The sequence below is a fragment of the Clostridium sp. LIBA-8841 genome (assembly GCF_057782475.1).
This window is the reverse complement of record NZ_CM173488.1, coordinates 345995-361274: the sequence shown is the minus strand read 5'-3', so window position 1 is coordinate 361274 and position 15280 is coordinate 345995. Positions and strand designations below refer to the sequence as shown.

General features: G+C 29.3%; 15 protein-coding genes. 2 read left to right on the top strand and 13 right to left on the bottom strand.

Annotated elements, in window-relative coordinates; genetic code table 11:
* Nucleotides 1-79: 79 nt before the first annotated feature.
* Nucleotides 80-1417: an MFS transporter gene (gene pgtP, locus AC2A4K_RS01535; RefSeq protein ID WP_322505312.1), complete on the top strand. Its 1338-nt coding sequence runs from the start codon at nt 80-82 to the stop codon at nt 1415-1417.
* A 92-nt stretch (nt 1418-1509) separates the two neighbouring features.
* On the opposite strand, the gene AC2A4K_RS01530 is transcribed toward pgtP, so the two are convergent.
* The 13 genes from AC2A4K_RS01530 to AC2A4K_RS01470 all read right to left on the bottom strand — a co-directional run bounded on the left by AC2A4K_RS01530 (nt 1510) and on the right by AC2A4K_RS01470 (nt 14363).
* On the bottom strand, nt 1510-1923 hold the full coding sequence (locus AC2A4K_RS01530) for a hypothetical protein (RefSeq protein WP_322505313.1): 414 nt from the start codon (nt 1921-1923) through the stop codon (nt 1510-1512).
* A 66-nt stretch (nt 1924-1989) separates the two neighbouring features.
* A complete protein-coding gene (locus AC2A4K_RS01525; RefSeq protein WP_322505314.1) occupies nt 1990-3450 on the bottom strand; it encodes an arylsulfatase in 1461 nt (486 codons plus the stop codon).
* A gap of 240 nt (nt 3451-3690) precedes the next feature.
* On the bottom strand, nt 3691-3876 hold the full coding sequence (locus AC2A4K_RS01520; RefSeq protein ID WP_322505315.1) for a (2Fe-2S)-binding protein: 186 nt from the start codon (nt 3874-3876) through the stop codon (nt 3691-3693).
* Between the two features lie 215 nt (nt 3877-4091).
* Nucleotides 4092-4388 (bottom strand): nitrous oxide-stimulated promoter family protein, encoded by a 297-nt coding sequence (locus tag AC2A4K_RS01515; protein WP_322505316.1) that lies wholly within the window; start codon nt 4386-4388, stop codon nt 4092-4094.
* A complete protein-coding gene (locus tag AC2A4K_RS01510) occupies nt 4372-4767 on the bottom strand; it encodes a YbaN family protein (protein WP_322505317.1) in 396 nt (131 codons plus the stop codon). Before AC2A4K_RS01510 ends, AC2A4K_RS01515 begins: the two co-directional genes overlap by 17 nt.
* Nucleotides 4754-6442, bottom strand: a complete 1689-nt coding sequence (locus tag AC2A4K_RS01505) for an ABC transporter ATP-binding protein (RefSeq protein WP_322505318.1) — start codon at nt 6440-6442, stop codon at nt 4754-4756. The genes AC2A4K_RS01510 and AC2A4K_RS01505 overlap by 14 nt, the downstream gene beginning before the upstream one ends.
* Complete coding sequence (locus AC2A4K_RS01500) at nt 6443-8170, bottom strand: ABC transporter ATP-binding protein/permease (RefSeq protein WP_322505347.1); 1728 nt, start codon at nt 8168-8170, stop codon at nt 6443-6445.
* A 40-nt stretch (nt 8171-8210) separates the two neighbouring features.
* Complete coding sequence (locus AC2A4K_RS01495; RefSeq protein ID WP_322505319.1) at nt 8211-8990, bottom strand: ABC transporter ATP-binding protein; 780 nt, start codon at nt 8988-8990, stop codon at nt 8211-8213.
* Nucleotides 8991-9977, bottom strand: coding sequence for a FecCD family ABC transporter permease (locus AC2A4K_RS01490; RefSeq protein WP_322505320.1), 987 nt, complete (start codon nt 9975-9977; stop codon nt 8991-8993). It abuts the gene before it with no gap.
* On the bottom strand, nt 9964-10851 hold the full coding sequence (gene isdE, locus AC2A4K_RS01485) for a heme ABC transporter substrate-binding protein IsdE (protein WP_322505321.1): 888 nt from the start codon (nt 10849-10851) through the stop codon (nt 9964-9966). Before isdE ends, AC2A4K_RS01490 begins: the two co-directional genes overlap by 14 nt.
* Before the next feature lie 13 nt (nt 10852-10864).
* On the bottom strand, nt 10865-11428 hold the full coding sequence (locus AC2A4K_RS01480) for a class D sortase (RefSeq protein WP_322505322.1): 564 nt from the start codon (nt 11426-11428) through the stop codon (nt 10865-10867).
* 1 nt (nt 11429) lies between these two features.
* Nucleotides 11430-12077 (bottom strand): NEAT domain-containing protein, encoded by a 648-nt coding sequence (locus tag AC2A4K_RS01475; protein WP_322505323.1) that lies wholly within the window; start codon nt 12075-12077, stop codon nt 11430-11432.
* Between the two features lie 63 nt (nt 12078-12140).
* Nucleotides 12141-14363 carry an NEAT domain-containing protein gene (locus AC2A4K_RS01470; protein WP_322505324.1) on the bottom strand — a complete coding sequence of 741 codons (2223 nt, stop codon included), beginning with the start codon at nt 14361-14363 and terminating at the stop codon, nt 12141-12143.
* Between the two features lie 146 nt (nt 14364-14509).
* Here AC2A4K_RS01470 and AC2A4K_RS01465 point away from each other — a divergent pair, with 146 nt between their 5' ends.
* The gene (locus tag AC2A4K_RS01465) at nt 14510-15268 is read left to right on the top strand and encodes a helix-turn-helix domain-containing protein (RefSeq protein ID WP_322505325.1); all 759 of its coding nucleotides are present in this window, start codon (nt 14510-14512) and stop codon (nt 15266-15268) included.
* The last annotated feature ends 12 nt before the right edge of the window (nt 15269-15280 follow it).

The following is a 15280-nucleotide window of genomic DNA, read 5'->3' as shown; positions in this document are numbered from 1 at the left end:
CTTGTTTAATTCTTATCTTATTATTAATAAGTAAACTGTTTCTTGAAAACATTAACACAAATAGTAGGAGGATTATAGAATGTTTGGATTTTTTAGCCCAGCTCCAGCAATACCTAGACTTCCAAAAGATAAAATACCATCAGCATACAAAGCTTATCGTATTCGTATGTTTCTTATGATATTTATTGGATATACAGGTTACTACTTAGTTAGAAAAAACTTTGCTGTAGCATCACCATATTTAATTAATAACTATGGATTTTCAAAAACACAAATAGGACTTATAAGTATGGGACTTGCTGTATCTTATGGTTTAAGCAAGTTCGTTTTAGGTAATTTATCAGACAAATCAAATGTCAAAAAATTTATATGTTTCGGACTTATTGCATCATCTGTAATGAGTGTTTTAATGGGATTCGCTCGTACAGTTCCAATATTCTTAATACTTATGATACTTAACGGATTATTCCAAGGTATGGGAGCTCCACCATGTTCAATAGTATTAGGTAAATGGTTCTCTCAAAAAGAAAGAGGACTTAAAATGGGAATATGGAATACTTCCCATAATATAGGTGGGGGCTTAATAGCACCTATTGCAACTTTATGTTTATTAGTATTTGGACAAAATCATTTCCAATCAATATTTTTTGTTCCAGCAATAATATGTACAGTAATAGCTTTATTCTGTTACGTAATTGGAGCTGATACTCCAGCATCTGTTGGTTTACCTCCAATTGATGAATATAGAAATGATTATTCAGAAGTTAAAGACGATGTTAACCCAACAAATTTATCTTCAAAAGAAATAATGGTTAAATATGTTCTTAAAAATAAATATGTTTGGTACTTAGCAATGGCTAATATCTTTGTTTATTTAATAAGACAAGGTGTTGTCAACTGGATTCCTATATACTTACAAGAATCAAAAGGATTCTCAGCAGCTAATGCTAACTGGGCAATGTTCTTATTTGAATATGCTGCAATACCAGCATCAATATTACTTGGATGGCTTTCAGACGTTATTTTTAAAGGAAGACGTGCTCCACTTAGTATTCTATGTATGATAGGTGTTATATTTGCTACAGTAGCTTATTGGCAAACAAGTAGTACTTTAGTAACAATGATTGCTGTTGCATTCATAGGTTGCTTCATATATGGACCTCAATTATTAATAGGAATGAACTTAATCGATGTTGTACCTAACTTCGCTGTTGGATCTGCTACTGGTTTCTCAGGGCTTTGCGGATACCTTCTTGGTGAGTTCATGGCTGACTTCGTTTTAGGTATGATAGCTGATAACTTTGGATGGAACGGTGCATTCATATTTATCATAATAGGTGCATTCATAGCATTAATTCTTTTATCTTTAACTTTAAAAATAAAAACAAATGTAAAAGAAGAAAAAAAAGTAGCTTAATAATTAATTAGATATAAATAAATATATACATATATAAATCAAATAAAGGAAACTAGAAGGCTCCCCCCTTCCAGTTTCCTTTTTAAGTGAATCTATACTCTTAATTCTTTAAAATTAGCTTTTATACCATTTCCCCATCCCTCAGCAGTTTCAATATTAGACAGTGGATAGTATTTGCCTTTAACTAATATATAAATATTATTATCTACAGAATTTTTATCTTTGAAAAATTTAACGCCTTTTGGTATTCCATTTGAACTATTATTGGCAATAGGTTCAAATAATTTAGGTATCTTTTTCTTAACAACACCAACAAACTCCAAATTATTTATTTTTTCTTCATTATCCTCTGGTGAGTCAAGATTTAAAACATATAAAGTATCATTATATTTTAAATAAGTCCATCCATAGGATTTATTATATTTAGAATATTTGATTCCAACTAACCCAATAACTAAAACTAAAACTAAAATTAAAATAAACGAAGCAATAATTTTTTTAAGCACAACCATTCCCCCTTATTTATAACTCATTTTAAATTCAAAAAATTCAAATTAGTTATAATGTAATCTCTATAACTGATTGCTTTTATACAAATAGCTTAAAGTACTTACTGGATTTCCAACTAGTAGTTTAGCTCCATCACTATATCCTTCTTCTCTTCCCTCTAATTCCTTAATTAATATTTTTCTTAAGTAATCTATCCTCTCCTTATATTCCTTGTAATTTATAAGATTAGTAAGCTCATTAGGATCATTCTCTAAATCAAAATACTGTTCCTCACCTCTTTGAGAAAACCATAAAAATTTATCTTTCTTTGTTACAATATAATGGTTAGAGTCATCACCAAAGGAATGCTCTCCATGAATATATTCTCTCCATGTCTTGCCTTCCCCCTGAACTAAATCTTTTAGACTTAAACCTTCTACTGAGTCTGGTATCTCAATATCCGCAAAATCTAATAGAGTTGGCATAATGTCTCTTAACTCTAGAACTTCGTCAAATACTTTTCCCTTTTCTCCCTTTAATAAGTTTCCTGGATCATAGATGAAAAATGGAACTCTAGCGCTTCCCTCATAAGGAATAGCCTTTCTAAACCAATTATGATCTCCCATCATATCACCATGATCTGAAACAAATAAGAATATCGTATTATTTAACTCCCTGTATTCTGATAAAGCTATTAAAAATCTTCCTATTTGATGATCAATATGAGTTATTGATCCATAATAAGCAGCTTTAGCTCTTTTTAATGCTTTTTTATTTACTATTCCTTTTATACAATTTATATCTTTTCCTCTATTATCCTCATCAGTTCCAATTGCCCAATCTCCCATTAAAGGTTCGGGTAAATTTTCATCCTTATACATATCGAAATAGACCTTTGGTGGATCTAATGGTGAATGCGGTCTAACAAATGACATTTTTAAAAAGAATGGTTTACTTGGGTCCCTTCTTCTCAAGAAGTCTATGGATTCATTAACTACCCAATTAGTTGGATGTAAATTTTCCTCATATCCCCATGGTCTAGCTACCCATGAATTACAATCAAGACCTATATCTATTAAATCTGCATTATGTCCTTGTCTTTCTCTAAACCATTTTAAATAATCATCACATTGCTCTATTTGAGTAGCTGCCTTTCCCTCCTTATTTCTAGCAAAGTGTAAATAGCCATCATGTAACATAATATTATGAAATCCACAAAGATTTCTTTCTGGATAAACATGCATCTTTCCAATACATTGAGTATGATAACCAGCCTTTGAAAATTCTGAAGCTATGGTATTTTCATAATTCCATGCAACTCCATCTTGATATCCTACTCTTCCATGTGATTTCTGGCTCATACCTGTTAGCACAGCAGCTCTGGCTGCAATACAACTTGGAACCGCTGTGTATGCATTTTCAAAGTTATATCCTTGAGTAGCCATCATATCTAGATTAGGAGTTTCTATAAACTCATTACCATTAACCCCAAGGCAATCTCCTCTCATCTGATCAACCATCATTAAAACAACATTTGGTCTCATCTTCAATTCCCCCATTTCCCTTTTCATTATACCTATTTAAATATATTATAACCTTTTCATTAACTTATGTAGATTGGCTATTTTTACAGTTTTATTAAATATTTTTAACTCTTTTACTCAAACGAAAAAAAGGCTGTGCCAAAATAATTCTCCAATAAGACTTTTAAATAGTATAAACTTTATAAGCCTTACATTTTAGTTTTGATACAACCTCTTATTTTTAGAATAATGACTCTGTTATTATTTGTTTTCTTCTATTAATCTTTTTATTTCTAACCTACAGGCAAAACAACCATAGACATTAGCCCCTGTCTCCTTTTTAACTTTTTCATAAGTGTCTGCTCCATTTTTTATGGCTTCTATTATTGTTCTCTCAGATACTTTTTTACATCTACATACAATTTTATCATTATCTATATTACTCAAATTAAACATCTCCTTGACTTTAAAAATCTATTTTTAGCTTACCACATAAATTTCCCTTATTAAAATAAATTAGTAATACTAAAAGGCTGTGTTTTAAAATAGTGTTGATTATCAGCTAGTTCTTAAAGGCTAGCTAATAATCAATATTCACCTTAAACAAAGCCTAACAAAAAAGCTATGCAAATATTTTAACCTTTGCATAGCTTTTTATAAATTTATTTAAATATGTGTCTTATATATTCCTTGGGGTTATATAAGAGTATTCTAGGTCCTGAAAACTTCATTACCTCTTTAACCTTTTCTCTCATATCTTTCTTGTAACAATGAATAGGACACTTTTTACAAGAACTTTTTTCATTTCCAAACTTACAATAACTTAACCTTTTATGAGCATATTCCTCTAACTCTCTACATTCAGCACACAGTTCTCCATTTTGACTACCATGTTTTTTCTTACAATAAAGTTTTATCATCAATGTTATTATCTCTTTTTCTTTATCTATTCTGTTCAAAAACTTCACCCACTTTTACTGTTTTAATTCTAAATATAAAATAATAGAATTTAAAGATCATTAGTACTACTATAAATATTTTTAAATGAATACTATTTGATAATATTAGTGGAAATAAAAGCATTATGTCAGCCATAAGTAATATACTTACCTTTGTTTTTAAAGTCATAGCTCTATTTTTTTCAAAGCTTTCTAAGTGCTTTTTGTATATACTTGTTCCCTTAAACCATCTATCAAATTTATCTGACCCTTTAACAAAACAAAAGGCTGTTAATAATAAAAATGGTGTAGTAGGTAATATTGGTAGTATTATTCCTACTATCCCTAATCCTAATGAAAGAAACCCTAAAACCACATAAAATATTCTAAGCAAGCTCATGTTTCACCTCTTCACATTGAATTAAATTACCCTTGTTAATTCTAAATACTTTTTCACATACCCTAGTTGTAGACTTTCTGTGAGTTATAAGGATAAGAGTTTTATTTTTTAAGTGTGTTCTTATAGACTTAAGGATTATTCCCTCATTTAAAGTATCTAAATTACTTGTAGGCTCATCTAAAATTACAATTTCACTTTCTCTTAGGAAAACTCTAGCTAGTCCAATTCTTTGTTTTTCTCCTGAAGATAAGTTGCCACCTAATTCTCCTACCTTTGTTTTATATCCATCCTCTAAAGTCTCTATAAACTCATGTATTCCTGCTTTCTTAGCTGCTTCTTTTACCTCATCTAAAGTTGCATTTAGCTTTCCTATTTTGATATTGTCCTCAATACTCATATTAAATAGGCTTGTTTCTTGACCCATTAAGGACATTTTCTTTCTTAACTCTTTTGTCTGAATATCTTTTACATTTTTGCTTCCTAGGTTAATTTCTCCTTTTGTAACATCCCAAAATCTCATAAGTAATTTTACAAAGGTACTCTTTCCAGTTCCACTTTCTCCAATTACAGCAATTTTGTCTCCTAAGTTTATATCTATATTTATATCTTTTAATACATTTTCTTTTCCCATGTATGCAAAAGAAACATTCTTATAGCATATTTTGTTTTTAACTTTCATACCTTCACCTAAAACTTCTTCTACAGAAGGCTTTTCGTCTAATATGTTAAAAATTCTTTGAGCTGATGCAAAAGTTAAAAGAAGATTGTTAGATAAATTACTTAAAGCAACCACAGGACCAAAGGAAGATGCTATTAAGGTAACCATAATTATTAATTGACCTATTGTCATAGTTCCTTTTAAAACCTCTAAGTAAGAAACATATAAAGCTATAAGTATCGTTAACATTATGATTAAATCACTAAAAGCTCTTATTATTCCTTCATGCTTTTTTATAACCTTTTGCTTTTCATTTAATCCTTCAGATAATTTTTTTATGTTATCTCTTCTTTCAGTACCATTATTAAAAATTAAAACTTCTTTAATACCTCTAAGAGAATCTAGAATATAAGAATTTGTTTTTCCAAATGCTTCTCTATATTGAACACCAGCTTCTTTTCCAAAGCTACTACTAATATAAGGAACGCCAAAACCTATTAATATATAACCAATTATTCCAACTATCCCTACCTTTACGTTTATACTTAATAATATTAATCCCATTATAGAGTTAGTTATAATTGCTATACTTATTGGCGCTATAGTATGTGCATAAAATACTTCTAAAAGTTCAATGTCAGAAGTTATCATTGAGATTAGATTTCCCTTCTCCATACTTTCCAGCTTAGCTGGTGCCAGTTTTCTAAGGGCAGAAAATACTTTATCTCTTAATATAACCAATATTTTAAAGGCTATATAATGACCACTTAGCTGTTCTCCATATCTTAAAGGTCCTCTTAATATTCCAAGTACTATCATTAAAATAAGAGCTGTTTTAAATGAAAAACTTATAGTACTATCTATTAAGCTTGATATTGCTACACTCCCAAAGACAGTTATTCCTATAGCTGCTAAAAATCCTAAAACTCCCATAAATACTGTTATGAACATTACAGGAGCAAGAGGTTTAAGCTCTACTATAAGCCTTTTCATTATTGAAAAACCTGATTTTCTCATTTATATAACACCTCCTATTTCTAATTCATTTTGATAATTTACCATGCCATAATATTTATTTCTTCTTTCCATAAGATCTTTATGGCTTCCTTCTTCAACTAAACTTCCCTTATCTAACATATAGATTCTATCTGCATTTTTAACGTTAGCTAATCTATGAGATATAACTATTACTGTTTTCTCTTTTGCTATTTCATTTATAGATTTCCAAATCATATTTTCACTTTCAACATCAATATTTGAAGTTGCTTCATCAAATATTATTACTTCTCTATTAGCTAATATAGTTCTAGCTAAAGCAAGTCTTTGCTTTTGTCCTCCTGAAAGCTTTGATCCACCTTCACCAACTTCTAAATCTAATTTTTCCTTTTTAGAATTTACAAAGTCTAAAAGATTGGCTTTTTCTAAGGCATAATTTATTTCCTCTAAAGTTGCATCATTCTTAGCTATTAATAAGTTATCCTTTATTGTTCCATTAAATATATAACTATTAGTTGATATTATTGATACTCTATTATAAAGACCAGCAAAATCTATATTATTTATATCAGCTCCATTTAAAGTTATTTTTCCTTTTGATGCCTTATAGTTATTTAAGATTAGTGAAGCTATAGTACTTTTTCCACTTCCACTTTCACCAATTATTGCTACATATTCCCCTTTGCTTATTGATAAGGATATATCCTTTAAAACCTCTCTTTTGCCATCATAAGAAAAACTTACACTCTCAAGAGATATATTTGATATTTCATTAAGGTTATTATTTGATGAAATCTTGCTTTCATCAGCTTCTAAAACCCTAAAAATTCTATCTGCAGCCGCTATTCCATTCATAGCAATATGGAAATATGATCCTAATAATCTAAGAGGTATGAAAAACTCTGCTGATATTAATAAAATTACTATCATTCCTCCAAGGCTTACTGTTCCAGCTCTAAATTGTAATAAAGCTACTATACTTCCAAGAGCGGCTCCCCCAAAAGCTATTAAATCCATAACATTAATTGAGTTTAACTGCATACTTAAAACTTTCATTGTTATTTTTCTAAAGCTTTCAGCTTCTTCATTCATAAGTTCATGTCTTTCATTATCAACATCAAAAACCTTTAATGTTGTAAGCCCTTGAAGATTTTCTAAAAATGTATTTCCTAAATCTGAATACTGTCCCCAATAATCCTTTAATATTTTCTTTGCTATTTTCATTATTAATATTATTGAGATTGGTATTAACGGTAAGCAAAGTATAAATACTAAAGCTGCCTTAAATGAAATAAATGCTAAAGCACAAAATAAAGTCAAAGGAGCTAAAATAGAATATATTAACTGAGGTAAGTATTTACTAAAATAAACCTCTAGAGCCTCTACCCCTTCAACAGCCATTTGAACAATTGATGATGTAGAATCTACCTTATCATATCTCATTCCAAGCTTTAAAAGCTTCTCATATATCTTATCTCTAAGAGTAACCTTAACCATCTCCGAAGATTTATATGAGAAGTGTCCACTTAATAAGTTCACACAAAATCTTATTCCTAAAAGTCCAATTAAAATTAATATTTTTTTATTTAAATTTTCAATATTTCCTAAGCTAAAAAATTCCTGAATACTAAATCCAATAACTATTATTGTCATCAGATTACAAATTACAGAAATCCAATTCATTAAAACAGTTAAACCTATGTATTTCTTAGATTCCTTACACAAGTTTAAAAGTCTCTTGTCTATCATCATAATTCTTACACCATCTTTCTAAAGTTTATAAATTCACCTAACAAATAGTTTTTGGTATAAAATAAACCTCTCCAGTTTCATTACATTTGTTAATAACACCATGAACCTTATAAACTTCTTTTAATAAATTTTCATCTATTACATTCTCTGCTTTTCCCTCTTTTACAATTTCTCCATCTTTCATGACAACAATATTATGACTATATTTAATTGCTTGATTTATATCATGTAAAACCATAATCACAGTTAAACCATTCTCCTTATTTAATTTTTTTACAATCTCTAATATCTCTATTTGATGAAAAATATCTAAATAAGTTGTTGGCTCATCTAAAAATAAAATTTTAGGTTTTTGAGCCAAAGCCATTGATATAAATGCTCTTTGCCTTTCTCCTCCTGATAAATTCATAACTCCCTTATGTTTTAATTCATTAAGTCCTGTACACTCTAAAGCCCATTGAATTATATTTTTATCTTCATTATTACTACTCTTAAAATATCCTTTGTGAGGATATCTGCCATAAGCAACAAGCTCCTCAACCTTTATATCTTTAGGCACACTATTTTGTTGATGAACAGTGGCTAATACCTTTGCTATATCCTTATATTTAAGATTGTTCATATTTAAATTGTCTAAATAAACATACCCTGTTTTACTTTTATTTAAAGCACATAATAAACTTAACAAAGTTGACTTTCCACTTCCATTCGGCCCAATAATAGTGGTTATCTCTCCCTCTTTTATATATATATTTAAATCATTAATGATATTTTTTTCTCCCCTGTAATTGAATGATAATTTCTCTCCTCTAATCATCTACATATCACTCCTTCTTAGTAGGTATAAGAAGAATGGTGCTCCAATAACTGCCATAATTATTCCTGCAGGTATTTCATATGGTTTTACTAACATTCTTCCTATTGTATCTGCAAGTAAGACTAATGCTCCTCCAACAAATATTGAAAAAGGAATCAAGTATCTATGATCAGAGCCAATTAATATTCTACAAATATGTGGTACAACTAATCCAACAAAGGAAATAATACCAACAATGGCTGTTGACACACTTCCTAAAAATACAGCTACCACTGTTATTAAAATCATTTGTAAATCTGAATTAAACCCTAAACTTTTTGCATTTTTATTTCCTAAAACTATAACATTACATGACTTAGCTAAAACCAATGCAAATCCCATTCCTATTATTGAATAAACAAATAAAATTTTAACCTCATCCCATGAAGTGGCAGCTAAACTTCCACTTATCCAAGATTGTATATTTCCTGCACTAGGCCCACTCCCTATGGTTAATATTTGTGATAATCCTACTAAAAGGGCATTTATAGCAGCCCCTGCAAGTACAATTCTCATAGTATCTAACTCTTTTTTATAAGCCATTAAATACACAACTATGCATGAAACAAGTCCTCCAAAGAAACCTACTATTGGTCTTATTGCTCCTGAAGTTGGCATAAATATTATAAATACTAAAGATACTAAGCATGCTCCAGAAGATATTCCTGTTACTTGAGGATCTGCTAACGGATTTCTTATTACTGCTTGAAGCAATACCCCTGCTAAGGCAAGATTTCCTCCAACTAAAGCTGCTATAATTACTCTAGGCATCCTTAAATCTTTTATTATTCCTATATTTCCTTGAGTTTCTCCACTTAAAAGACCTGTTATTAATTCACTAAAACTTATATCAATACTTCCCAACTTTAAAGAAATAAGCATTAACCCGAAAACTATTATTATTGCTAATCCTATATATAAGCTTTTTAACTTATTATTTTTCACCATATATTATTTCACCTAACTTATCTAAAGCTTCTATTACCTTTAGGTTTGCACTCATACCAAAGTATCCATTTTCTAAGTAATAGACCTTTCCTTCTTTAACAGCTTCAATTCTGCTCCATGCTGGATCTGAAGCAAATTTTTCCTCAGCCATTTTCTTAGCTTGTTCAGGCATTCCATGAGTCATAACCAATACCATATCTGGATTTAACTTTACTATTTCCTCATTGCTATATGAAACAAATGGCCCTTTATCATCTTTAACTATATTATTTCCGCCAACCTTCTCAACTAAGTTTCCTATATACGATGAAGGAGTAGCAATCATCATACTTCCTGGTGCTGCAAATACTAATAAAACATCCTTTTTTTCTTCTTTAGATAAATTTGAAAACTCATCTTCCTTAACTTTAAGCTCATTTAATATTTCATTTGCTTTTTCTGTTTTATTGAATCTTTCACCTAAAGTTGATATACTTGTTTTTAATCCTTCTAATGTAGTTAAATCTATAAATTCACTAGGTATATTGTTATCAGTAAATAGTTTTTTATAATCTTCTCCTAAGGTATCTACAGATACTACAACATCTGGATTTAAAGATTTTATTATTTCTAAATCTGGATTCATTGGATTACCAACTTGCACAGCTCCCTTAGTATTTTCAGGTAACTCATAGGAACTAGTTGGAACTCCACTAATCTTTACTCCTAATTCATCTAATATTTCTGTTACCGCAACGGAAGTGGCTACAACAACCTCTTCTCCATTTTCTTTATTTAAACTTGTTTTTAATTCTTCAGAATTATTTGAACACCCAATAATTCCAAATCCTAAAAAACATACTAACCCTAAAGCTATCCCCTTTTTTAAAAACACTATTTTCCCTCCACTAATCTATTAATTTTCCCTTAACTATGTATCTATCTTTTCCTCTATTTGTACATGTAACTATAGTTATCACTTTTTCATTTAGATCCTGATTTAAAACATCAATATCACTAGGAGAAGTAATAAAAATATCATTAACCTCATACTGAAATACATTAGTTAAAGTTGTAATCTTTATTTTGTCTCCATTTTTAAGCTTGTCTATATTTCTAAAAACCTCATTGTTTATTGTATTTCTGTGTCCTGCAATGCTGAAGTTTCCTTCTTCCCCTGGCATAGCAGTGTTTTCAAAATGACCTATGTTGTTTTCTAAAACATCTAAAGTACTACCTTCAGCAATAACTGTATGCACATCTATTTTTTCTATATCTATTAAGGCCATTCCCTCTCCATTTTTTATTTCTTCTAAAGCATTTTTTTTCTCTTCTTCTGAATAATTAAACTTTACCTCAAAGTCTTTTAAAGTTTTTTTCTCAACATTGCTTCTATAAAATTTTCCTATAAGAACAGTAGAAACTAGAACTAGTCCTAAAACAAATAACCCTTTAGCTAGTTTATTTCTCATATTACTTCTTCCTTTTAGCTATGACTAAGCCAGCTACTACAGCGACTACTACTATTCCGCCTCCAATATAAATCCCAATATTTTTATTTTTTTCTACACTTGTTGCTGTACTTATAGTTTTTTCATCTTTATTGGTCTTATCAGAAGCATTTTCATTACTACTTTCATTGTTTTCTACTTTAGGCGCTTCTAATTTTTCAACAAGAGTTAAGGTATCAAACTTTGGAATCACCTTAAACTGAACATCTCTTTCCATAGGTCCTACATATATTTTTGCTTCTAGCTCTGAATCTTTATTAGGCACCTTAACTTTAAGCTTTATAGTTCCATTCTCTTTGTTTTCCTCAACAACTTCAGCATTCCCCTCATTACCATCTACTAAAACTCTGAAGTTTTCCATATATTCTGTTCCTGAAAAACCTATGGTATATTCCGTTTCATCCCCTAAAATTTTAAGTTGCATACTCTCATTCAAATAACTTCTGGCCATTGACATTCCTATACCTGAATCATGGTAAACATCATTTTTAACCTCATAAATTCCATTTTCTAATTCTCCATTTGCTAAAACATTACTATTTCCCCAACCTCCTGTTAAAGAAATAATCACTGTTAGCATTCCTAATAAAACAGATTTTAAAAGCCTCATCTAATTTCTCCTCCATTCGCTTAAAAATAGTTTGAGAGGAGATCCTCTCAAACTAAACTTCCCTTATTCTTCTCTTTTTTTAATAAACATAGAAGCTCCCATCATTGCCATTCCTAATAATGCAACTGAGTTTCCCCCTACTACTGAACCAGTTTGTGGTAATGTTGATACAGTAAAGTCTTTTACAAACTTCTTAGTATCTTTTAAAAGTTCAACTTTAAAATCAACGTTTCTACCCATTGGTATTACATATAAACTCACTCTAATATCTGCATCTAAATTAGGTATTTCAAATCTTAACTTAATTGAATCTCCATTTTTAGATACAACTTTATAATTGGCATCTTTACCATTAACAGTTATCTTATGATCTTTCATAAACTCTTGGCCTGTGAATGTTAATGTTAAGTAGTTCTTTCCATCAATTTCTTCTAAGTCAGATATCTTATTTAAATATTTTCTTGCCATATCAACTCCAGTTTGACTTTCATGAACAACTTTATTTTCTATTGTGTATAATTTACCCTTCTTAACTTTATTTTCTGTAACTGTAATACTATTTTCTTTGTTAGTTGAGTTTGCATTGTTAGAAGAGCTTGTGCTATCATTTTCCAATTTATTCTCTTCTTCTATAGCAGGTTTATCTTCCCCACTAACTAACTCTAAAGTTCCTTTATTAAGTATTGTTTTAAAACTTACATCTCTACCCATTATGCTTACAAAGGCTGTAACAATTATGTCTGCATCAAGATTTGGTATTTCAAAAGTCATTGTTCTATCACCCTCATTTGGTGTTGCTACCACATCTTTACCATTCACAGTTATTCTAAAATCCTTAAAGAATCCAAACTGTTCTTCATTAAACTTTAATGTAAGAATCTTTTTATCGTCTTTCACCTCTAATTTACTATTCTTAGATAGGGCCTTTCTTGCCATATCATTTCCTATCTCTTGATTTCCATCTCCAATATATGAAACATCATTTTTTATATTGTAGATACCATTCTTTAATTGATTTGCATCTACTATGCCACCTGTATTTTCTTCACTTCCATTTTCTTTATCTTCATTTACATTTCCATTGTTTCCTGAGCCACCCTGATTTTCACTATTCTCATTTCCACCAGGAATATTTTCATTTTCTCCAGCACCAGGTTTGTTATTTTCTTCTGAATTATCATCTAACTTCTTAGCTGTATCATAATTTAAAATAGTTTTGAAACTAACTTCTTTTTCCATCATGCTGACTAATGTAGATACAATAATATCTGAATTTAAATCAGGTATATTAAATTTTATTGTTCTATCTTCTTTATTTGTCTCTGTCTCTACTTTTTCTCCATTAACAGTTACATTAAAGTTTTTTAGAAAATCATATAAATTGCTATTAAAAGTTAATGTAACTGTATTTTTTCCCTTTGATATATCAATTCTTGAATCTTCTGATAGCACTTTTCTAGCCATAGAATTTCCTGTATCTACATTTCCTTGTCCAACATATTGAACTGTATTTTTAAGAGTATAACTACCATCTTCTAAGATTGCTTTTTTATTTACTGTAACTTTCACTGTTTTTTCATCAAATTGACCAGCTGAATCTGTAACTCTATATGTTATAGGATATACCCCTGGAATTTCTGCTTTTCCATCTTTTATAAATGATGTATCTCCACTTATTTCAACTTTTAGATTTGAATCTTCCTTATCTATTCCAATAACTCCAGATAATAAATCAATAGCATCTCCTTGAGTAACATTAATATCCTTAGCATTATTTATAGTAGGTGCCTCATCTAATAAGCTAACAGTATTCATATCATTAACTAGGAACAGTTCAACCTTTCTCCCCATTATTGTTATAAACACCCCTATTTTTACCTTAGTATCAGGTGATGGTACTTCAAATGTTATTGATTTATCATCTTTATTTTCTTCTAATTTTAAATTTTCTCCCCCAGCACTAACTTCAATGTTATTCATAAAACCATATAAATTGCTATTGAAATACACAGTCATTAGTGTTTTCCCATTTTCAATTTTAAATTTTGTTTTATCTTTCACAGCATTTCTTGCCATATTTTCACCAGTTGAATTTCCTTCTTCAACATATGAAGTTATGTTATTAGCTTCGTATATTCCATCTCTAAGTCCTTCTGACTGAACAATTGCAGTATTATTTCTATCATTCATATTTGTAGCTGCATACACTGTATCCGCTCCTGCACCAACTAACATAGATGTTACAAGTGCATATCCTAAAATTTTGTTAATTTTCTTTCTACCCAAAGTTAATCCCCCTTTTGATCTTCTTTTTCTATTGAAAATGATTATCATTAATGTTAATATACTTATATTATCATAGATTTTTATAATTGTTTTTCTCTATATTAGGATTTTTTTTAATATATTAATTTTAAAAAGGAGGATTTTTTGTGATTTTTATAAAATCAGCTCTTGTAGATTTTTATAATTGCTGTGAAGTGCCAATAAGAGTGGTAGATAATAATATGAATATTATTTCTGAAGTGGGCTACTCATCTTTTTATGATTATATATTTAATGATCTAAATTTAAATAGTAAATTTGATCGTTCCTATTTAAAACATAATCATAATGACTCCTTACTTATTACATTTGAGAATAATATATCTTTTTACTCATTATTTAATCATAAATTAATCGATAAAAACTTAATCTTTATAATAGGACCTTTATATCTAAAAGAAGACTTAAAAAATTCTAATGACGATTTAGAACTCTATAAAATACCTTTGAAGACTAAAAATTGTCTTAAGTACTATAATTCCTTGTTAAAAATAATCTTAGAGGAAAAACTTAAGGCTAACTCCTCAGTTTCATATTCTCCTTATGTGTGTAGAGCTATAGATTTTATAGAAAAAAACTATTCAAAAGATTTTAATATAGATTCTCTTTGCTCAGAATTCAAAATAAATAAGGGATACTTCTGTAGTATATTTAAAAATGAAACTGGTCAAACATTTATAAATTTTTTAAATAATTATAGAATTGAAAAAAGTAAAGAATTACTTAAAAACTTTGATTTATCACTTTTAGATATTGCACATAAGGTAGGATTCAGTAACCAAAGCTACTATTGTACCGTATTTAAAAAATTTACTAATCAAACCCCTTTAAAATATAGAGATTCATTATATAAAAAAGGTTTGTAAACTCTTACCCAA

What these genes read in the sequence shown, in the direction of transcription:
- pgtP (WP_322505312.1), top strand. Translation starts at nt 80, where the DNA reads ATGTTTGGATTTTTTAGCCCAGCTCCAGCAATACCTAGACTTCCAAAA.
- AC2A4K_RS01525 (WP_322505314.1), bottom strand. Translation starts at nt 3,450, where the DNA reads ATGAGACCAAATGTTGTTTTAATGATGGTTGATCAGATGAGAGGAGAT.
- AC2A4K_RS01510 (WP_322505317.1), bottom strand. Translation starts at nt 4,767, where the DNA reads ATGAGCTTGCTTAGAATATTTTATGTGGTTTTAGGGTTTCTTTCATTA.
- AC2A4K_RS01505 (WP_322505318.1), bottom strand. Translation starts at nt 6,442, where the DNA reads ATGAGAAAATCAGGTTTTTCAATAATGAAAAGGCTTATAGTAGAGCTT.
- AC2A4K_RS01500 (WP_322505347.1), bottom strand. Translation starts at nt 8,170, where the DNA reads ATGATAGACAAGAGACTTTTAAACTTGTGTAAGGAATCTAAGAAATAC.
- AC2A4K_RS01495 (WP_322505319.1), bottom strand. Translation starts at nt 8,990, where the DNA reads ATGATTAGAGGAGAGAAATTATCATTCAATTACAGGGGAGAAAAAAAT.
- AC2A4K_RS01490 (WP_322505320.1), bottom strand. Translation starts at nt 9,977, where the DNA reads ATGGTGAAAAATAATAAGTTAAAAAGCTTATATATAGGATTAGCAATA.
- AC2A4K_RS01480 (WP_322505322.1), bottom strand. Translation starts at nt 11,428, where the DNA reads ATGAGAAATAAACTAGCTAAAGGGTTATTTGTTTTAGGACTAGTTCTA.
- AC2A4K_RS01475 (WP_322505323.1), bottom strand. Translation starts at nt 12,077, where the DNA reads ATGAGGCTTTTAAAATCTGTTTTATTAGGAATGCTAACAGTGATTATT.